This window comes from Brevundimonas sp. 'scallop' (genome assembly GCF_011045535.1).
Taxonomy (GTDB): Bacteria; Pseudomonadota; Alphaproteobacteria; order Caulobacterales; family Caulobacteraceae; genus Brevundimonas; species Brevundimonas vesicularis.
On the sequence record NZ_CP039382.1, the window covers coordinates 2,831,950 to 2,848,518 of the forward strand.

The 16,569-nt window shown below is 65.6% G+C and carries 20 protein-coding genes; 13 read left to right on the forward strand and 7 right to left on the reverse strand.

Annotated elements, in window-relative coordinates:
* Window positions 1-76: 76 nt before the first annotated feature.
* The 5 genes from E4341_RS14180 to E4341_RS14200 form a co-directional block, all read right to left on the reverse strand.
* Complete coding sequence (locus tag E4341_RS14180) at window positions 77-688, reverse strand: superoxide dismutase (protein ID WP_165118123.1); 612 nt, start codon at window positions 686-688, stop codon at window positions 77-79.
* Window positions 689-795: 107 nt separating this feature from the next.
* Window positions 796-1,020 (reverse strand): hypothetical protein, encoded by a 225-nt coding sequence (locus E4341_RS14185; RefSeq protein WP_039244260.1) that lies wholly within the window; start codon window positions 1,018-1,020, stop codon window positions 796-798.
* Between the two features lie 26 nt (window positions 1,021-1,046).
* Entirely contained in the window at window positions 1,047-1,880 is an 834-nt protein-coding gene (gene fghA, locus E4341_RS14190) for an S-formylglutathione hydrolase (protein WP_165118125.1), read from the reverse strand.
* Window positions 1,881-2,267, reverse strand: a complete 387-nt coding sequence (locus tag E4341_RS14195; RefSeq protein WP_165118127.1) for a VOC family protein — start codon at window positions 2,265-2,267, stop codon at window positions 1,881-1,883. It abuts the gene before it with no gap.
* A gap of 61 nt (window positions 2,268-2,328) precedes the next feature.
* Window positions 2,329-3,435 carry an S-(hydroxymethyl)glutathione dehydrogenase/class III alcohol dehydrogenase gene (locus E4341_RS14200; protein ID WP_165118129.1) on the reverse strand — a complete coding sequence of 369 codons (1,107 nt, stop codon included), beginning with the start codon at window positions 3,433-3,435 and terminating at the stop codon, window positions 2,329-2,331.
* A 62-nt stretch (window positions 3,436-3,497) separates the two neighbouring features.
* Here E4341_RS14200 and E4341_RS14205 point away from each other — a divergent pair, with 62 nt between their 5' ends.
* Window positions 3,498-4,208 (forward strand): NAD-dependent deacylase, encoded by a 711-nt coding sequence (locus E4341_RS14205; RefSeq protein WP_165118131.1) that lies wholly within the window; start codon window positions 3,498-3,500, stop codon window positions 4,206-4,208.
* A 61-nt stretch (window positions 4,209-4,269) separates the two neighbouring features.
* On the opposite strand, the gene E4341_RS14210 is transcribed toward E4341_RS14205, so the two are convergent.
* The gene (locus E4341_RS14210; RefSeq protein WP_039244254.1) at window positions 4,270-4,821 is read right to left on the reverse strand and encodes an OmpA family protein; all 552 of its coding nucleotides are present in this window, start codon (window positions 4,819-4,821) and stop codon (window positions 4,270-4,272) included.
* A gap of 381 nt (window positions 4,822-5,202) precedes the next feature.
* On the opposite strand from E4341_RS14210, the gene E4341_RS14215 reads away from it, so the two are divergent.
* The 12 genes from E4341_RS14215 (at window position 5,203) to E4341_RS14270 (ending at window position 15,762) form a co-directional block, all read left to right on the forward strand.
* Window positions 5,203-6,024, forward strand: a complete 822-nt coding sequence (locus E4341_RS14215; RefSeq protein ID WP_165118133.1) for a hypothetical protein — start codon at window positions 5,203-5,205, stop codon at window positions 6,022-6,024.
* Window positions 6,025-6,341: 317 nt separating this feature from the next.
* Entirely contained in the window at window positions 6,342-7,754 is a 1,413-nt protein-coding gene (locus E4341_RS14220) for a protein adenylyltransferase SelO (RefSeq protein WP_165118135.1), read from the forward strand.
* Between the two features lie 123 nt (window positions 7,755-7,877).
* Window positions 7,878-8,405, forward strand: a complete 528-nt coding sequence (locus tag E4341_RS14225) for a DUF2975 domain-containing protein (RefSeq protein WP_055754022.1) — start codon at window positions 7,878-7,880, stop codon at window positions 8,403-8,405.
* 12 nt (window positions 8,406-8,417) lie between these two features.
* Window positions 8,418-8,636 (forward strand): helix-turn-helix transcriptional regulator, encoded by a 219-nt coding sequence (locus E4341_RS14230; RefSeq protein WP_039244779.1) that lies wholly within the window; start codon window positions 8,418-8,420, stop codon window positions 8,634-8,636.
* A gap of 210 nt (window positions 8,637-8,846) precedes the next feature.
* Entirely contained in the window at window positions 8,847-9,263 is a 417-nt protein-coding gene (locus E4341_RS14235) for a DoxX family protein (protein WP_165118137.1), read from the forward strand.
* A 188-nt stretch (window positions 9,264-9,451) separates the two neighbouring features.
* The gene (locus E4341_RS14240; protein ID WP_039244783.1) at window positions 9,452-9,934 is read left to right on the forward strand and encodes a MerR family DNA-binding transcriptional regulator; all 483 of its coding nucleotides are present in this window, start codon (window positions 9,452-9,454) and stop codon (window positions 9,932-9,934) included.
* A gap of 3 nt (window positions 9,935-9,937) precedes the next feature.
* Window positions 9,938-11,722, forward strand: coding sequence for an acyl-CoA dehydrogenase C-terminal domain-containing protein (locus E4341_RS14245; RefSeq protein WP_165118139.1), 1,785 nt, complete (start codon window positions 9,938-9,940; stop codon window positions 11,720-11,722).
* A 96-nt stretch (window positions 11,723-11,818) separates the two neighbouring features.
* The gene (locus tag E4341_RS14250; RefSeq protein WP_066549821.1) at window positions 11,819-12,982 is read left to right on the forward strand and encodes an acyl-CoA dehydrogenase family protein; all 1,164 of its coding nucleotides are present in this window, start codon (window positions 11,819-11,821) and stop codon (window positions 12,980-12,982) included.
* A 52-nt stretch (window positions 12,983-13,034) separates the two neighbouring features.
* A complete protein-coding gene (locus tag E4341_RS14255; protein ID WP_039244788.1) occupies window positions 13,035-13,292 on the forward strand; it encodes a type II toxin-antitoxin system Phd/YefM family antitoxin in 258 nt (85 codons plus the stop codon).
* Window positions 13,289-13,549, forward strand: a complete 261-nt coding sequence (locus E4341_RS14260) for a Txe/YoeB family addiction module toxin (RefSeq protein ID WP_165118142.1) — start codon at window positions 13,289-13,291, stop codon at window positions 13,547-13,549. The genes E4341_RS14255 and E4341_RS14260 overlap by 4 nt, the downstream gene beginning before the upstream one ends.
* Window positions 13,546-14,265: a 16S rRNA (uracil(1498)-N(3))-methyltransferase gene (locus E4341_RS14265; RefSeq protein ID WP_165118144.1), complete on the forward strand. Its 720-nt coding sequence runs from the start codon at window positions 13,546-13,548 to the stop codon at window positions 14,263-14,265. Before E4341_RS14260 ends, E4341_RS14265 begins: the two co-directional genes overlap by 4 nt.
* A 135-nt stretch (window positions 14,266-14,400) precedes the next feature.
* Window positions 14,401-15,762 (forward strand): glutamate--cysteine ligase, encoded by a 1,362-nt coding sequence (locus E4341_RS14270; RefSeq protein ID WP_165118146.1) that lies wholly within the window; start codon window positions 14,401-14,403, stop codon window positions 15,760-15,762.
* Here the strand turns inward: E4341_RS14270 and E4341_RS14275 are convergent.
* Window positions 15,759-16,496: a hypothetical protein gene (locus tag E4341_RS14275; RefSeq protein ID WP_165118148.1), complete on the reverse strand. Its 738-nt coding sequence runs from the start codon at window positions 16,494-16,496 to the stop codon at window positions 15,759-15,761. The genes E4341_RS14270 and E4341_RS14275 overlap by 4 nt on opposite strands.
* Window positions 16,497-16,569 lie beyond the last annotated feature (73 nt).

Consider the following 16,569-nt stretch of genomic DNA (forward strand, 5'->3'; position numbering starts at 1 on the left):
CGATGACGCAATCGAAAACGCCCGCCGGAGGTTCCGGCGGGCGTCGTCATCTCTGGGTCTCTGGTCTGAACCGGCCTTATTTGGCGGCGGCGTAGAGTTCGTTGACCTTGTTCCAGTTCACCACCGTCCAGAACGACTTCAGATAGTCGGCGCGGCGGTTCTGGTATTTCAGATAATAGGCGTGCTCCCACACGTCGGCGCCCAGGATGACCTCGCCGCGCTCGTCCACGACGTCCATCAGCGGATTGTCCTGGTTCGGGGTCGAGGTGATCTTCAGCTTGCCGTTCTGCACGATCAGCCAGGCCCAGCCCGAGCCGAACTGCGCGGCGCCGGCGGCGTTGAAGTCTTCCTTGAACTTGTCCATGCCGCCCAGATCGGCGTCGATGGCGGCCTTAAGCTCGGCCGAGGGCTCACCCGCCCGATCGGCCGGGGCCAGCAGTTCCCAGAACAGGCTGTGGTTCCAGTGACCGCCGCCGTTGTTGCGCACGGCCTTGGGCGCAGTGGAGATGCTGGTGAAGATTTCCTCCAGCGACTTGCCCTTCAGGTTTTCGTCGGCGTCGACGGCCTTGTTCAGATTGTCGACATAGGTCTGGTGATGCTTGTCGTGGTGGAAGGTCATCGTCTCCCTGTCGATGGCCGGCTCCAGCGCGTCATAGGCGTAGGGCAGCGGGGGCAGGGTGAAGGCCATGGGAGGTTCCTCTCGCGACAAATTCTGATGGGAAAGCAGATAGGCGCCCGTTCATGAAACCCAAGCGACAGCGCCTGGATTTGTTCCGACTTATCGACTTGTAACGGTCAAGCTGGCAAGTTCGCCTTCAGGCAATCGCGAACGGCGCGCTTCACATCGCCCGGCGCATTGGGTTCATCCACGCCCTCGGCCGCGAAGACGGCGCGCACGGCGGCGTCCAGCCCCTTTGGCAGCGCCTCGATCACCCGCTTCTGCCCCTTGGCATGCAGGCAATAGCCCACCTCGCGGCACAGGGCGGAAAACATCGGTTCGTAGGGATCAGAAGCGCTCATGGCGGCCGCTTAGCACCGATGACGGCTCAGGTCTTCAAACGTTCGGCGTGGAAGGCGATGTGGTCGGCGATGAAGCTGGCCATGAAGAAGTAGGAGTGGTCGTAGCCCGGCTGCATTCGGATCGTGACCTTCTGGCCGGTGGCGTCGGCGGCGGCTTGGATAAATTCCGGCTTCAGCTGGTCGGTCAGGAAGGTGTCGGCGTCCCCTTGGTCGATCAGGATGTCGTCATAGACGCCGCGCGCCGCGCCGGCAGCGATCCGCTTGGCGGCGTCGTGGCGGTCCCACGTCGCACGGTCGTCGCCCAGATAGGCGGTGAAGGCCTTTTCGCCCCAGGCGCACCGGGTGGGCGAGCAGATCGGCGCGAAGGCGGAGACCGAACGGAACAGGTCGGGGTGGTTCAGCGCCAGCGTCAGGGCGCCGTGGCCGCCCATCGAATGGCCGCTGATCGAGCGGACGCCCGTGGTCGCAAACTCGGCGTCGATCAGGGCGATCAATTCCTCGGTGACATAGGTCTCCATGCGGAAATGCGGCGCCCAGGGCGCCTGCGTCGCATCCAGATAGAAGCCCGCGCCCTGACCCAGATCATAGGCCGGATCGTCGGCGACGCCGTCTCCGCGCGGGCTGGTGTCGGGCGCCACGATGATGACGCCGTGTTCGGCGGCGGCCTGGTAGGCCCCCGCCTTGGTGGTGAAGTTATCCTCGGTGCAGGTCAGGCCCGACAGCCAGATCAGCACCGGGAAAGGCCCCTCGCCCGCCGGCGTGAAGACCGACAGCGTCATCGGCGTACCGGTCGCTGTGCTGTCGTGCTTCAGATAGCGCAGGGTTCCGCCGTGGACGGCGTGGGTCTTGGTGGCTTCCACTCAGTCGGTCTTTCGATGCATGGCGCAGATCTTGTTGCCCGAGGGATCGCGCAGATAGGCCAGGATCATGGGGCCGAACGGGCCCTTGCGTTCGCCGGGCGGGTCCTCGATGGCGCGACCGCCGGCCGCGACGCCCGCGTCATGGAAGGCCTGGACCATCTCGGACGTCTTGGCGTGAAAGCCGATGGTGCCGCCGTTGGCGTGGCAGGCCGGCTCGCCGTCGATCGGCGCGCCGATCGCAAAGGCGCCCATGCGGGTGCGCCACCAGTAGCGGCCCTTGGGGTCCGGCCCCTGGCCCGGCTCGACGCCAAGCGCGCCGAGCGCGGCGTCATAGAACCGGCGCGACGCCTCGATGTCGTTGGCGCCGACGGTGACGTGGGTGAACATGGTCAGACCTCCCTCTCTCGGTCCGTTTTCTTAAACAACGAACCTGGCGACGCGCAAGGCGTCAGAACACCACGACCGAGCGGATGCTCTTGCCCTCATGCATTAGGTCGAAGGCCTTGTTGATGTCGTCCAGGGCGAAGGTGTGGGTGATCATCGGGTCGATCTCGATCTTTCCGTCCATATACCAGTCGACGATCTTGGGCGTGTCGGTGCGGCCGCGCGCGCCGCCGAAGGCCGAACCGCGCCAGACGCGGCCGGTCACCAACTGGAACGGGCGGGTGGCGATCTCCTTGCCGGATTCGGCGACGCCGATGACGACGCTCTCGCCCCAGCCGCGGTGGCAGGCCTCCAGCGCCTGGCGCATGACGACGGTGTTGCCGGTGCAGTCGAAGGTATAGTCCGCGCCGCCGCCGGTCAGTTCGACCAGATGGGCGACCACGTCGGAGACTTCCTTCGGGTTGACGAAATGGGTCATGCCGAAGCGACGGCCCCATTCTTCCTTGTCGCCGTTGATGTCCACGCCGACGATCATGTCGGCGCCGACCATCTTCAGCCCCTGGATGACGTTCAGGCCGATGCCGCCCAGGCCGAAAACGACGCAGTTGGCGCCCGGCTCGACCTTGGCCGAGTTGACCACGGCGCCGACGCCGGTGGTCACGCCGCAACCGACGTAGCAGGCCTTGTCGAAGGGCGCGTCCTTGCGGATCTTGGCCACCGCGATCTCGGGCAGGACGGTGTAGTTCGAGAAGGTCGAGCAGCCCATATAGTGGGCGATCGCCTGACCCTTGTAGCTGAAGCGGCTGGTGCCGTCGGGCATGACGCCCTTGCCCTGGGTGCCGCGAATGGCGGTGCACAGGTTGGTCTTGCGCGACAGGCACGACTTACACTGGCGACATTCCGGCGTGTATAGCGGGATGACGTGATCGCCGACCGCGACCGAGGTCACGCCCGGCCCCACCTCGACCACCACGCCTGCGCCCTCGTGCCCCAGGATCGAGGGAAAGACGCCCTCGGAATCCAGGCCGTCCAGCGTATAGGCGTCCGTATGGCAGATGCCGGTGGCCTTGATCTCGATCAGCACCTCGCCGGCGCGCGGCCCCTCCAGATCGACCTCGACGATCTCCAACGGACGTTTGGCCTCGAAGGCGACGGCGGCGCGGGTTTTCATGGCGGGGCTCCTGAACGATTCCCTTCTCTTCTAGGGCAGGCGCAGGATGGTATGAAGCCGTCATGTCATACACAAACCTCGTCGTCCTGACCGGAGCCGGCATATCGGCCGAGAGCGGCGTGCCGACGTTTCGGGCTTCGGATGGGCTGTGGTGCGGGCATCGGGTCGAGGATGTGGCGACGCCCGAGGGCTATGCGGCCGATCCGGCGCTGGTGCAGGACTTCTACAACCAGCGGCGAAGGCAGTTGGCCGATGTCCGGCCCAATGCGGCGCACCGGGCGCTGGCGGCGTTGGCGGGGCGGTGGCGGGGCGACTTCCTGCTGGTGACGCAGAACGTCGATGATCTGCACGACCGAGCGCATGAAGAGACGCCGCCGGCCGCCGGGTTCGAGCTGATCCATATGCACGGCGAACTGCTGAAAGGCCGCTGCACCCGGTCGGGCGTGGTGATGGACTGGGCCGGGGACATGGCGGCGGATGAGGCCTCGCCGCATCATCCCGACGGCGTCATGCGGCCGCACATCGTCTGGTTCGGGGAGATGCCGCTTCAGATGGAGCGGATCGAGCGGGCGCTGGAGGCCTGCGACCTGTTCGTGTCCATCGGCACGTCGGGCGCAGTCTATCCGGCGGCGGGGTTCGTGCAGGCGGCGCGATATGCCGGGGCGCGGACGGTGGAGATCAACCTGGAGCCCACGTCGGGGGCGCGCCTGTTCGACGAAGGCGTTTACGGGCCGGCGACGCAGGCCGTGCCGGCCTTCTTCGACGCGCTGTAGAGACGAAAACGGCGGCCGCTGCGAAGGCGGCCGCCGTTCCGGCGTTCGAGGTCGAGGCGGCTTAGGCCAGGACGACGATGGTCACGCGGCGGTTCTGCGAACGGCCCTCGGGCGTGTCGTTCGAGGCCACCGGCTGTTCCTGGCCATAAGAGATGGTGGCCATGCGGTTCAGGGCGACGCCCTGGCGGTTCAGGAAGCGACGCACGGCCTCGGCGCGTTGCTCGCCCAGCTGGTCGTTATGCTCGGGCGTGCCGGTCGAGTCGGTGTAGCCCTGGATTTCCAGATAGACGTTCTTGTTCTCGCCCTGCAGACGCTGGGCGAACTGGGCCAGGCGCTGCTCGGCCTCGGGCGACAGGGCCGCCGCGTCGGTGGGGAATTTCACGGAATCGTCCGACAGCACGACCTGATAGAGGAACTTGCCCTCGGCCAGCTTGTGCGCGTCGTTGGCGCGTTGCAGGGCCTGGCCTGCGGTGCCTTCGACGGTGGTCACGCGGTTGTCGACGACTTCGACCTGATCACGCACGAAACGATGGCTGGCGCAGCCGCTGGCCGCAAAGCCGAGGGCGATGAGGGCGCCGCCGACGACCGCCGTCCTGAGTTTCGATCTGCTCAAGTTCTGTCTCCTTCTTGCCGGGAGCGCCACACCCAGTTCATGCGCAAGATGAAAATGGCGTATGAGACAAGGCGGAGTAATGACGCGCTTTGGGCGGCATCATGTCAGCTTGACCATAAGCAGATGGAATATTCGCGTTATTCTTGCATGAGCACGGAACCATCGCCTCAGTGAAGACGTTGCGCCGCCGACGGCCAATGCCGGAGGGCGGACACGCTCATCTATCGCCGCTCTACGCCGTCGCGCGGTTGTATTCACGACGACGCCACTTTCCTGACGCGACCGAATGTTTTCAACGGAGCCTGGCGGTTTTTACAGGCGTTTTGTCCCGATGACCATGCGGCGGCGTGTTCAACTCCCATCACGGATAGGCGATTGAGCGTGGCGCGCACACGGCGCTGGGCGCTGGCGGTGACGCCGATCCTGGCCGCGCATCTGGGGCTGGCGCTGCTGATGCACGGCGGTGCGGAGCCGATGGTCGAGACGCCGCAGACGCCGCCCATGATGGTCGAACTGGTCGAGCCGCCTTCGCCGCCGCCCGCGCGCGTGATCGCGCCCGATCTCTCGCCAAAGCCCGACGCGCCGGCCGCCGCCGCCCAGGCGGCCGCGCCGGCCAAGCCCGCGCCCCAGCGGCGAGCGCCAGCCGTGGCGGCGGCGCGACCGCGACTGGTGGTGAGCAAACGCCCGCCCGACGTCGAACCCCTGCCCGCCGCGCCCGCTCCACCGGGTCCGCCCCTGCCCCTGCTGGGCGCGGCCCAGATCGCCGGCGCCATGACGGTCGGCTCAGGTCGGGGCGGCGGCGGTGGAACGGGCGTCGGCGGATCGGGCGGCTCGGGTGGGACCGGCGTGGGTTCAGGCTCGGGCGGAGGGGCGTGCGACATGGTGCGCTGGGTTCAGGACGCGGTGCGCGACGACCAGGCCGTGCGCCGCGCTGTCATCGCCGCGTCCCAGGACATGGATGCGAACGGACGCGCCATCCTGGTCTGGAACGGCGACTGGCTGCAAAGCCGCAACCAGGCGGGCAAGGGTCTGGCGGGCGTGCGCCAAGCCATCGCCCTGGAAGTCGCCTTCGCCCCGGCCGAGTGCAAGAGCCAGCGCATGACGGGCCTGGCCGTGCTGAAGCTGGAAGACCGCCCCGGCGGCGCGCAGCTCGCGTTGGGCAAGGGTAGCTGGCGCTGGTCGGACCTGCTGGGCGCGGGCTGACGCGCCGACGCCCATTCAGACAGTCGTCGGCAAAACACCGTCTAATTCGTCTAATTCGTCTGATTTCTTTCTCCCCGACTATGCGGTGCGTTTCGTGCGAACGAACCGAGACAGGATCGCACGGCTTGGAAGCGTGGGCAGGAAGAAGACGCCGGCGAGCGAGAGAAGATTGAAAACATTAGACTGACCTCAGGCGAATAGGATGCCTGGCCCCACCCCGTAGTGATCGTGCGGCGAGCAGAGCGAAACTGGGGGATCACGAAAGAAAGACGTGCGCGCGGTTGCGCTCCTCTCCTTGGACACGCACCTAGCCTGCCATGCCCGTCTCCCCAGCCTACCGCCCCGAACCGCGCTTTTTTGACTTGGGCGCGGACTATGCCGATGCGGTTCAGGCCGCGGACTTTCCGAAAACGATCCTGCGGTTTCGCAACGACCGCGCGGCGGCCGAGGTCGGGCTGGAGGGGCTGAGCGAGGCGGAATGGATCGCGGCGTTCGGGCGGTTCGAGCCCCTGCCGGGACAGCCCGGTCCGATCGCCATGCGCTATCACGGGCATCAATTCCGTCACTACAATCCCGATCTGGGCGACGGGCGCGGGTTCCTGGCGGCGCAGATGCGCGACGCCTCGGGTCGGCTGATGGATTTGGGAACGAAGGGCACCGGCCAGACGCCCTGGTCGCGTGGCGGCGATGGGCGGCTGACGCTGAAGGGCGGGGTGCGCGAGGTGCTGGCGGCGACGATGCTGGAGGCGCAAGGCGTCCCGACCAGCCGCGCCTTTTCGCTGATCGAGACCGGCGAGGCGCTGGAGCGCGGAGACGAGCCGTCGCCGACGCGGTCGGCCGTGCTCGTGCGACTGTCGCACAGCCATGTGCGGTTCGGGACGTTCCAGCGCGCGGCCTATCTGGGACGCAAGGACCAGATCGAGGCGCTGATCGAACATGTGCGCAGCCTGTATCATCCGGACGTGGCCAGCAACGATGCGCCCGGTCTGCTGCGGGCTGTTGTCGAGGCCTCGGCGAAACTGACGGCGCGGTGGATCGCAGCGGGCTTCGTGCACGGGGTGCTGAACACCGACAATCTGAACGTCACGGGCGAGAGCTTCGACTATGGCCCTTGGCGGTTCCTGCGCAAATACGACCCGGCCTTCACCGCCGCCTATTTCGACCAGACGGGCCTCTACGCCTTCGCACGCCAGCCGGAAGCGGTGTTCTGGAACCTGACGCAGCTGGCCGGATGTCTGAAACTGGTCGCCGAGGTCGAGCCTTTGACCGATGCGCTGAACGGCTTCGGCCCGGCCTATATCCGCGAACTGCGCGCCGCCTTTTTGATGCGGCTGGGCGTCCACAGCCTGGGCGAGGCGGCGGATCAGCGGCTGGTCGATACGACCTTGGCCCTGTTGAGAGAAGGCGGCGCGGCCCTGCGGTGGGAGCCGCTGTTTTTCGACTGGTTCGGCGGTTTCGCCTCCTCGGCCCGCGCCCTGTCGGGACCGCGCGCGAAACTCTATCAAGGCGAGGCCTTCGACGCCTTCCGCTTTGCGTTGATGGATCACGAACCGGACCGGATCGAGCGACTGGAGCATCCGATGTTCGCCGCCCGTGAGCCGGAAGAGATGCTGATCGACGAGGTCGAGGCGATCTGGGCCGCCATCGAGGACGCCGACGACTGGGCGCCGTTCCACGCCAAGCTGGATCGGTTGGAGGCGGCGCTTCTGGCTTGGGGCTTCACGGCCTGACGCCGAACCTTACGAAAGCTTCATCTCGTTTATCGATAATGTTCTTGCCCGTTTATCGATAAATCCATATCGATAGTCACCAAGGCGGTCGCGGAGGGCGACCCGAATGGAAGGGCTTTCGAGATGAAGATGATCGGCAAATATTCCGTCGCCAGCGCCCTGCGCTGGCTGCTGGGCTTCGTCAATGTGTTCGTGATGATCGGCGCTGTCGCGACGATCCTGGTCTTCCTGTTCACCCTGATCGTACCCAGCTTCGGCGCAGGCCTGATCGACGGGCTGAAGGGCGCGAGCGCGGATCCGAGCAACACCCTGCAATGGACCGGACGCTTGACCTTCCTCGGCGCGGCGATGGCCTGCGGCTTCACCTGGTGGATCATCAACCGGCTGCGACGCATCCTGCTGTCGGTCAATCAGGGCGACGCCTTCGAGTTCGCCAACGTCAAACGGCTGCAAGGCGTGGGTCTCGGCCTGATCGGCATTCAGCTGACGGCGCTGCTGCTGGTCTTCGTCGCCCCGCAGAGCATAGGCCAGTCACCATCCGACTATGACTTCGACCTGGGGTCCTGGCTGGGCATTCTGGTGGTCTTCATCCTGGCCGAGGTGTTCCGGCAAGGGTCGGCCATGCGCGACGAACAGCTGACCACGGTCTGAGGAGCGCGCGCCATGATCATGATCCAACTGGACCGGCTGCTGCTCGAACGCCGGATGTCCCTGACCGAACTGTCCGACCGCGTCGGCGTCACCTTGGCCAATCTGTCGATCCTGAAGACTGGCAAGGCCCGCGCCGTGCGCTTCTCCACCCTGGACGCCCTGTGCCGCGAACTGGACTGCCAGCCCGGCGACCTGATCGTCCAGACGCCGGGGCCGCAGCCCGAAGACTGAAATTGCGCGTCGCGAATCCTTGTGGGGCATTGGGAATCGGCCCAATGCCCCCGGCCCGTAACAGAAAGTCATCAACTGATGTCATCAGTTGATGTCATCGCATGATGACAACCGTCTGAAGCGCCGCTATATAGGCTTCAGCGAACGGCTCCCCTGGGAACGCCCCAAGACCGGATCGCAGCCGTTCATGACCTTCAGGCGTCCTCCCCGATGACCACCTCGACCTTCACCACCGCGCCGTCGCGCAACCGCGCCGCCTACGCCAACATCGCCCTTTGGACGCTGCAGGGCTGGATCGCGATGTTCTTCATCGCCGCCGGCTACGCCAAGCTGACCGAGCCGATGACCAACCTGATCAATCTGATGGGCTGGCCCGCCGTCGCGCCCGAGAACATGGTGCGCGGCCTGGGCGTGGTCGAGATCGTTCTGGCCATGGGCGTGCTGAGCCCGCTGATCTCGTGGCGAGTGGGTCGCCCCCTGCTGCTGACGGCGGCGGTCGGCCTGATCGTCATGGAAGCGACCATGATGACGATCCACGCGTTGAGCCAGGACCTGGGACTGGCGGCGGTCAACGCCGTCCTGCTGGCCATCACCGTCCCGGTGCTGCTGGGCCGCCGCAGAACCTGATTGCTGCAGGCCTGGTTGAAAGAGATCGAACGCCGGACCCCTCTCCCCCCTGCAGTCCGGCGTTTGCGCCCGGAGCCTCCCCCAGGTTCCGGGCTTTTTCATGCCTGATCGCCGGTAAGGGAGAAAAGCTTACCCTTACGTGCGCGTAAGCCTCTTCCCTTTACGCGCACGTCAAGTTATGAAGGCGTATGGCCACCGCCGACGACCACCGCACCTATTCCATTCGCCAGCTGTGCCGCGAGTTCGGCGCCACGGCGCGCGCGCTTCGATTCTATGAAGACAAGGGCCTGCTGACCCCTGCACGCAAGGGCCAAACCCGCGTCTATGACGCGCGCGACCGCGCCCGGCTGAAACTGATCCTGAGGGGCCGCCGCATCGGCTTCACCCTTCAGGAGATCCAGGACATGATGGATCTCTATGATCAGAAGGATCACAACGTCCATCAGATGGCCGTGGCCCTGGTGCGGCACCGCGCCCAGATCGCGGCGCTGAAACAGCAGTTGGAAGATATCGAAGGCGCCATCGAGACGGCCGAACAGGCCTGCGCCTGGATGGAATCCAAGCTGTCCGAACACCGCCCCGACCTGCTGCCGGGCGCCGAAGATTATGAGAAGCTGCTGCGCGCGCGTCTCAACCACGACCACCACCACCCCTTCAAAGCAAGAGCGTAATCCATGGCCTACAAGGCGCCTGTCCGCGACTTCACCTTCATCCTGAATGAAGTGCTGGAGATCGACCGCTACACCAACCAGCCGGGCTTCCAGGACGTCTCTTCGGATCTGGTCAGCCAGATCCTGGAAGAAGGCGCCAAGTTCGCTGACGAGGTCATCGCCCCGATCAACAATCCGGGCGACAAGGAAGGCTGTCACTGGGCCGAGGGCGGCGTGGTGACGGGACCCAAGGGCTGGAAGGAAGCCTACAAGGCCATGTCCGAAGCCGGCTGGATGGCGCTGGCCGCCGACCCGGCGTACGGCGGCCAGGGCATGCCCAGCGTGGTGGCCTCGGCCTTCGGTCAGATGACGGCCGGCGCCTCGGCCGCCTTTTCGATGTATCCGGGCCTGACCGCCGGCGCCTATGCCGGCATCCACGCCAATGCGTCCGAAGAGCTGAAGCAGAAATATCTGCCCAAGATGGCGACCGGCGAATGGTCGGGCACGATGAACCTGACCGAGCCGCAGTGCGGCACGGACCTGGGCATGGTGCGCACCAAGGCCGTGCCGAACGGCGACGGCTCCTATTCGATCACCGGCCAGAAGATCTGGATCTCGGCGGGCGAGCACGACTTCGCCGACAACATCATCCACACGGTGCTGGCCCGCGTCGAAGGCGCGGTTCCGGGCATTAAGGGCCTGTCGCTGTTCGTCGTGCCCAAGTTCCTGGTCAATGAGGACGGCTCGCTGGGCGAGCGCAACAGCCTGGAATGCGCCGGCCTCGAGCACAAGATGGGCATCCACGGCAACGCCACCGCCGTCATGCAGTACGACGGCGCCAAGGGCTGGCTGATCGGCGAAGAAGGCCGCGGCATGAACAATATGTTCGTCGTGATGAACGAGGCGCGCCTCGGCACCGGCCTGCAAGGTCTGGCTATCGGCACCGCCGCCTATCAGGCCGCCGTCGAATTCGCCAAGGACCGCCTGCAAGGCCGTTCGCTGACCGGACCGAAGAACCCGGACGGCCCGGCCGACAGCATCATGGTCCACCCCGACGTTCGCCGCATGCTGCTGGAGTCCAAGGCCTTCGTCGAAGGCGGCCAGGCCTTCATCCTGTGGACCGCGCTTCACGCAGACCTGGAGAAGTCCGAGGACGCCGCCGTCGCCCAGAAGGCCAAGGATTACATGGGCCTGCTGACGCCGGTGCTGAAAGCCTATCTGACCGACAAGGGCTTCCACGTCGCGTCTCTGGGCATGCAGGTGCATGGCGGTTCGGGCTACACCGAACACTTCACCGCCTCGCAGTATCTGCGCGACGCCCGCATCACCATGATCTACGAGGGCACCAACGGCATCCAGGCGCTGGACCTGGTGGGCCGCAAGCTGCCCGCCAACGGCGGTCGCGCCATCATGACCTGGTTCGGCGAGATCGACGCCTTCGTCGCCGAGAACAGCGGCAATGACGCGATCAAGCCCTTCGTCGACGGCCTGGCCGATGTGAAGGCCAAGCTGCAGGACGGCACCATGTGGCTGATGCAGAACGGCATGGCCAATCCGGACAACGCCGGCGCCGCATCGACCGACTATCTGAACGTCTTCGGCCTGACGGCTCTGGCCTATATGTGGGCGCAGATGGCCAAGGTGGCTCAAGCCCAAGTCGAGGCCGGTTCGACCGACCCCTACTACGCCACCAAGCTTCAGACCGGCCGCTACTTCGTCGAGCGCATCCTGCCCGACGCCGAAGCCCATCTGAAGAAGATGAAGACCGGGGCCGACGTGCTGATGGCCATGCCGGCCGAGGCGTTCTGATCTCAAACTGACGACGAAACGGGTCGGCGATCTCGCTGGCCCGTTTTTCTTACCGACCAGACGGGCAAAAGCCCGCGAACCTCAGGGACGAAACCGATGAACGTGCTGGGCAGCCCCGATCCCGATTTCATGCGTGAAGAAGAGATCACCCTTTTCTCCGACAGCGTCGGCAAATGGATCGACGAGCACGCGCCGCTCGAGAAGGTGCAGCAATGGATCGCCGACTCCTCTGTGCCGCGCCAGCTGTGGAACGACGCGGGCGAGGCGGGTCTCTTGGGCCTGTCGCTGCCGGAAGAGGACGGCGGCTTCGGCGGCGACTATCGGCACGAGGTCGTCTTGATGCGTCAGCTGGGCTGGAAGGGCGCAGACCACTTCGGCATTTCGCTGCACAATGCGATCGTCATGCCCTACATCTGGCATTACGGCACCGAGGAGCAGAAGGCGCGCTGGCTGCCGCGCCTGCAATCCGGCGAACTGGTCGGCGCCATCGCCATGACCGAACCGGGCGCGGGCTCGGACCTGCAAGGGGTCAAGACCACGGCCATCAAGTCGGGCAACGGCTATGTCGTCAACGGCTCCAAGACCTTCATCACCAACGGCCAGCTGGCCAACTTCCTGATCGTGGTCGCCAAGACCGATCCGGCCGAGGGCGCCAAGGGCACCTCGCTGATCGTGGTCGAGACCGATGGCGCGGAAGGATTCGAACGTGGTCGCAACCTGCACAAGATCGGCATGGAGGCCAACGACACCTCCGAACTGTTCTTCAACGACGTGAAGGTGCCGGGCGACAACATCATCGGCGGGACCGAAGGCCAAGGCTTCGTCCAACTGATGCAGCAACTGCCCCAGGAGCGGCTGAACATCGCCGTCCAGGGCGTCGCCGCAGCCGAGCGCGGCCTTGAAGCCACTCTGGCCTACGTCAAGGAGCGTAAGGCGTTCGGCAAACGCGTCATCGACTTCCAGAATACCCAGTTCAAGCTCGCCGAGGTCAAGACCAAGCTCACCGTCGCCAAGGTCTTCACCGACCATTGCATCGGCCTGCATCTGCAGGGGAAACTCGATGCCGCCACCGCCTCCATGGCCAAATACTGGGTCACGGACATCCAGGGCGAGACCATCGACGAGATGCTCCAGCTCCATGGCGGCTATGGCTATATGAACGAATATCCGATCGCCCAGCTGTACAAGGACGCCCGCGTCCAGCGCATCTACGGCGGCACGAACGAGATCATGAAGCTGCTGATCGCGCGGACGCTCTGACAGCCTATACTCACCACTTGCGACAATGTACGATACTTCGTACATTGTCGTCATGAACGCGATGTCCGTCACCGAACTGCGCAAGAACCTCGCCGCGGCCATCGACCGGGTGACGGCGGATCATGACTACACCATCATCACGCGCGAGGGCGGTAAGCCGGCGGCGGTGCTGATGTCGCTGGAGGACTTCGCTTCGTGGCAGGAGACGGAGTATCTGCTGCGCAGCCCGGCGAACGCCGCGCGGTTGCGTGAGGCGATTTCCGAACTCGATGCGGGCGGCGGTCAGGTTCGCGAACTGATCGAAGAATGAAGCTGACCTTCCAGACCTACGGGTGGGAGGATTACCTTCACTGGCAAGAGCATGATCGAAAGATGCTGCGAAAGCTCAATCGGCTGATCAGGGAATGCCAGCGGACGCCTTTTTCCGGGACTGGAAAGCCAGAACCGTTGAAGGGCGATTTTGCGGGATGGTGGTCGCGGCGCATCGACCAGGAACATCGGCTCGTCTATCGCGTGACCGACGATGCGCTTTCGATCGCCCAATGTCGCTATCACTACGACCGATGATCCGCCTTCACGTTACATCGCCGCTCGCCGTCGCCGCGCCCGTTGCGCCCACGCTGGACCAGTCGCGCTATCTGACCCAGGTCATGCGGCTGAAGGGCGGGGACGACCTGCTGGTGTTCAACGGGCGCGATGGGGAGTGGCGCTGCACGGTCGCGGAAGTGCTGAAGAAGGGCGTGATCCTGCGCGCCGAGGAACAGGTGCGACCCCAGACCTTCGGTCCTGATCTGGAACTGATCGTGGCGGTGGTGAAGAAGGCTCGCGTCGAGACAATTGTGGAGAAGGCCGCCGAGCTTGGCGCGCGACGGGTGCGGCTGGTGCTGACAAAACGCACCAACGCCGACCGTATCCGCCTGGACCGGCTGGACGCCATCGCCGAGGAAGCCGCCGAACAGACCGGGCGGATGGACGTGCCCGCCGTCGATGATCCGATCAAGTTGGACGCCCTGCTGGACGGCTGGGAAACCGGACGCCGGCTGATGTTCTGCGACGAGACGGGCGGCGCGCCCGCCGTCTCGTCCCTGCGTGACGCCGGCGAAGGCCCCTGGTCCATCCTGATCGGGCCGGAGGGCGGATTCTCGCCGGAAGAGGGCGAGCGGCTGCGGTCCCTGCCCTTCACCACCGCCGTGTCGCTGGGCCCGCGCATCCTGCGCGCCGACACCGCCGCCATCGCCGCCATGACCCTGTGGCAGGCGGCCGTCGGTGATTGGGAACGATAAGTCCGCCCCTCAGGCAGCGAGCCGACGCAGACCGACCGTCAGGGAAAGACGAAAGCCCTCTTGAGCCTTGCCCCAATCTTGCCCATCTAGCCGCGACACACGGTCGCTTACGATGCGCCCGCAGGGGACTGACGCATGACCGACAACGCGCCGCTGACCCGGACCGACCTCATTGAGGCCATGTCCAAGGGGATCAAGCCCAAGGACCAGTGGCGCATCGGCGCCGAACACGAGAAGTTCGGCTTCGACAAGACCACCCTGGCGCGCCCCGCCTATGACGGCCCGAACGGCATCAAGGCCATGCTGGAGGGGCTGCAACGCTTCGGCTGGTCGCCCGTCGAGGAAAACGGCTTTCTGATCGGACTGGAACGCAGGAACAGCGAAGGCTTCGTCGCCTCCGTCAGCCTGGAGCCGGGCGGTCAGTTCGAGCTGTCGGGCGCGCCGCTTCTGACCATCCACGACATCTGCAACGAAACCGGCCAGCATCTGATGGAGGTCAAGCAGGTCGCCGACCAGATCGGCCTCGGCTTCCTGGGCGCCGGTTTCGACCCGCTGTGGACCCGTGAACAAGTGCCGGTCATGCCCAAGGGCCGCTACAACATCATGCGCGCCTATATGCCCAAGGTCGGGACCCTGGGCCTGGACATGATGCTGCGCACCTGCACCATCCAGGCCAACCTCGACTTCGATTCCGAAGCCGACATGGTGATGAAGTTCCGCACCTCCTTGGCGCTGCAACCCATCGCCACCGCCCTGTTCGCCTGCTCACCCTTCACCGAGGGACGGCCTAACGGGTTCCTGTCGGCCCGCGCCAACGTCTGGACCGACACCGACGCCGACCGCACCGGCATGCTGGGCTTCGTGTTCGAGGAGGGGTTCGGCTTCGAGCGCTACGCCGACTATGCGTTGGACACGCCGATGTATTTCGCCAAGCGCGACGGCCATTATGTCGACGCCTCGGGCCAGTCGTTCCGCGATTTCCAGGCCGGCAAACTGCCCGCCCTGCCCGGCCAGTATCCGACCCTGAAGGACTGGAACGACCACCTGACCACCCTCTTCCCCGAGGTGCGGCTGAAGGCCTATCTGGAGATGCGCGGTGCCGACGGCGGGCCGTGGAGCCGGATTTGCGCCCTGCCCGCCCTGTGGGCCGGGGTTCTGTACGACGCGCCGTCGCTGGTCGCCGCCTGGGACTTGGTCAAGGACTGGGACATCGCCGACCACGAGCGCCTGCGCCGCGACGTGACGCGCCTGGGTCTGACGGCCGAGGTGGCGGGCCGATCGGTGCGCGACATCGCCGTCGACCTGGTGAACATCGCCAAACAGGGGCTGAAGAACCGCGCCAAATTCTCGGGCGGCATGGTGGACGAGCGCGGCTATCTGTCGGAACTGGAAGACATCGCCGACAGCGGCGTCACCCCGGCTGAGCGCCTATTGGACCTGTATCACGGCGCCTGGCAGGGCGACGTGAAGCGCATCTACGCCGACTTCGCCTACTAGGGGACGGTGTAGTCCGAGCAGTCGGGCAGCGGGCTTTCCGGTTTGTATTCGCCGGCCTTGGCGTCGAAGGTGAACCGACGAATGAAGCTGCATTTCGGATCGCGCGCGGCGATCAGGTCGGCAGGCTTCAGCGGCGGCTTCTCCAGCGAGTCCTCGGATCGCGAGGCGCCGCGCGGATAGGCCGTGGCGGTCGTCTCATAGGTCAGGACCGGCATCGCATCCGCCGCGTCGCTCGCGGTCAGGGTCGCAGCGAAACTGTATTCGTCGCGGCATGCGCCGGCGCGCTGGGTCATGTCCTCCTCGCTGAAACAGGCGCGGATCATCAGCGAACCCTGGATCGGCACGGTCAGCACCGGGGCGGCGCCAACCTCGCCGTCCGCATCCAGCCGATAGAGTCGCAACTCGGTCGCCTGTCCGCCGCCGCCGGAATACATGCTGCGGCTCTCCATCTCGACCCCGGCCAGAAACCCGCCGTCCGACAGCCTGATCAGGCCATTCCATGGCTTGTAATTTTCCACCTCGCCCGACGCCCCTTGCGGCGCGGCCGGCAGGGCGTCGGGCGCACTAACGATCGGGGTGAAGACCGGCTCGCCGTCACGCGTCTGCTGCGTCAGACCGACGCACTGAGTCCCGTCGTCCGTGCAGGCCCGATCCTTGGCCAGGGTCAGGGGTTCAATCCCGTCCCCTGATGGCGGGGATTGGAGCATGGCGATCGCGGCGAGGAGCAAGATCATGCGCCGATCCTAGCCGAGACGGCGCACGACGCCATCGGCTCTTTTCGATCCTTTGCAAAGGCGAGCTTAACCG

Excerpts from the sequence above, each read along its gene's own strand:
- E4341_RS14180 (WP_165118123.1), bottom strand. The coding sequence starts at position 688 with ATGGCCTTCACCCTGCCCCCGCTGCCCTACGCCTATGACGCGCTGGAG.
- E4341_RS14185 (WP_039244260.1), bottom strand. The coding sequence starts at position 1,020 with ATGAGCGCTTCTGATCCCTACGAACCGATGTTTTCCGCCCTGTGCCGC.
- E4341_RS14195 (WP_165118127.1), bottom strand. The coding sequence starts at position 2,267 with ATGTTCACCCACGTCACCGTCGGCGCCAACGACATCGAGGCGTCGCGC.
- E4341_RS14200 (WP_165118129.1), bottom strand. The coding sequence starts at position 3,435 with ATGAAAACCCGCGCCGCCGTCGCCTTCGAGGCCAAACGTCCGTTGGAG.
- E4341_RS14205 (WP_165118131.1), top strand. The coding sequence starts at position 3,498 with ATGTCATACACAAACCTCGTCGTCCTGACCGGAGCCGGCATATCGGCC.
- E4341_RS14220 (WP_165118135.1), top strand. The coding sequence starts at position 6,342 with ATGCCCGTCTCCCCAGCCTACCGCCCCGAACCGCGCTTTTTTGACTTG.
- E4341_RS14225 (WP_055754022.1), top strand. The coding sequence starts at position 7,878 with ATGAAGATGATCGGCAAATATTCCGTCGCCAGCGCCCTGCGCTGGCTG.
- E4341_RS14230 (WP_039244779.1), top strand. The coding sequence starts at position 8,418 with ATGATCATGATCCAACTGGACCGGCTGCTGCTCGAACGCCGGATGTCC.
- E4341_RS14235 (WP_165118137.1), top strand. The coding sequence starts at position 8,847 with ATGACCACCTCGACCTTCACCACCGCGCCGTCGCGCAACCGCGCCGCC.
- E4341_RS14240 (WP_039244783.1), top strand. The coding sequence starts at position 9,452 with ATGGCCACCGCCGACGACCACCGCACCTATTCCATTCGCCAGCTGTGC.
- E4341_RS14245 (WP_165118139.1), top strand. The coding sequence starts at position 9,938 with ATGGCCTACAAGGCGCCTGTCCGCGACTTCACCTTCATCCTGAATGAA.
- E4341_RS14250 (WP_066549821.1), top strand. The coding sequence starts at position 11,819 with ATGAACGTGCTGGGCAGCCCCGATCCCGATTTCATGCGTGAAGAAGAG.
- E4341_RS14255 (WP_039244788.1), top strand. The coding sequence starts at position 13,035 with ATGAACGCGATGTCCGTCACCGAACTGCGCAAGAACCTCGCCGCGGCC.
- E4341_RS14260 (WP_165118142.1), top strand. The coding sequence starts at position 13,289 with ATGAAGCTGACCTTCCAGACCTACGGGTGGGAGGATTACCTTCACTGG.
- E4341_RS14265 (WP_165118144.1), top strand. The coding sequence starts at position 13,546 with ATGATCCGCCTTCACGTTACATCGCCGCTCGCCGTCGCCGCGCCCGTT.
- E4341_RS14270 (WP_165118146.1), top strand. The coding sequence starts at position 14,401 with ATGACCGACAACGCGCCGCTGACCCGGACCGACCTCATTGAGGCCATG.
- E4341_RS14275 (WP_165118148.1), bottom strand. The coding sequence starts at position 16,496 with ATGATCTTGCTCCTCGCCGCGATCGCCATGCTCCAATCCCCGCCATCA.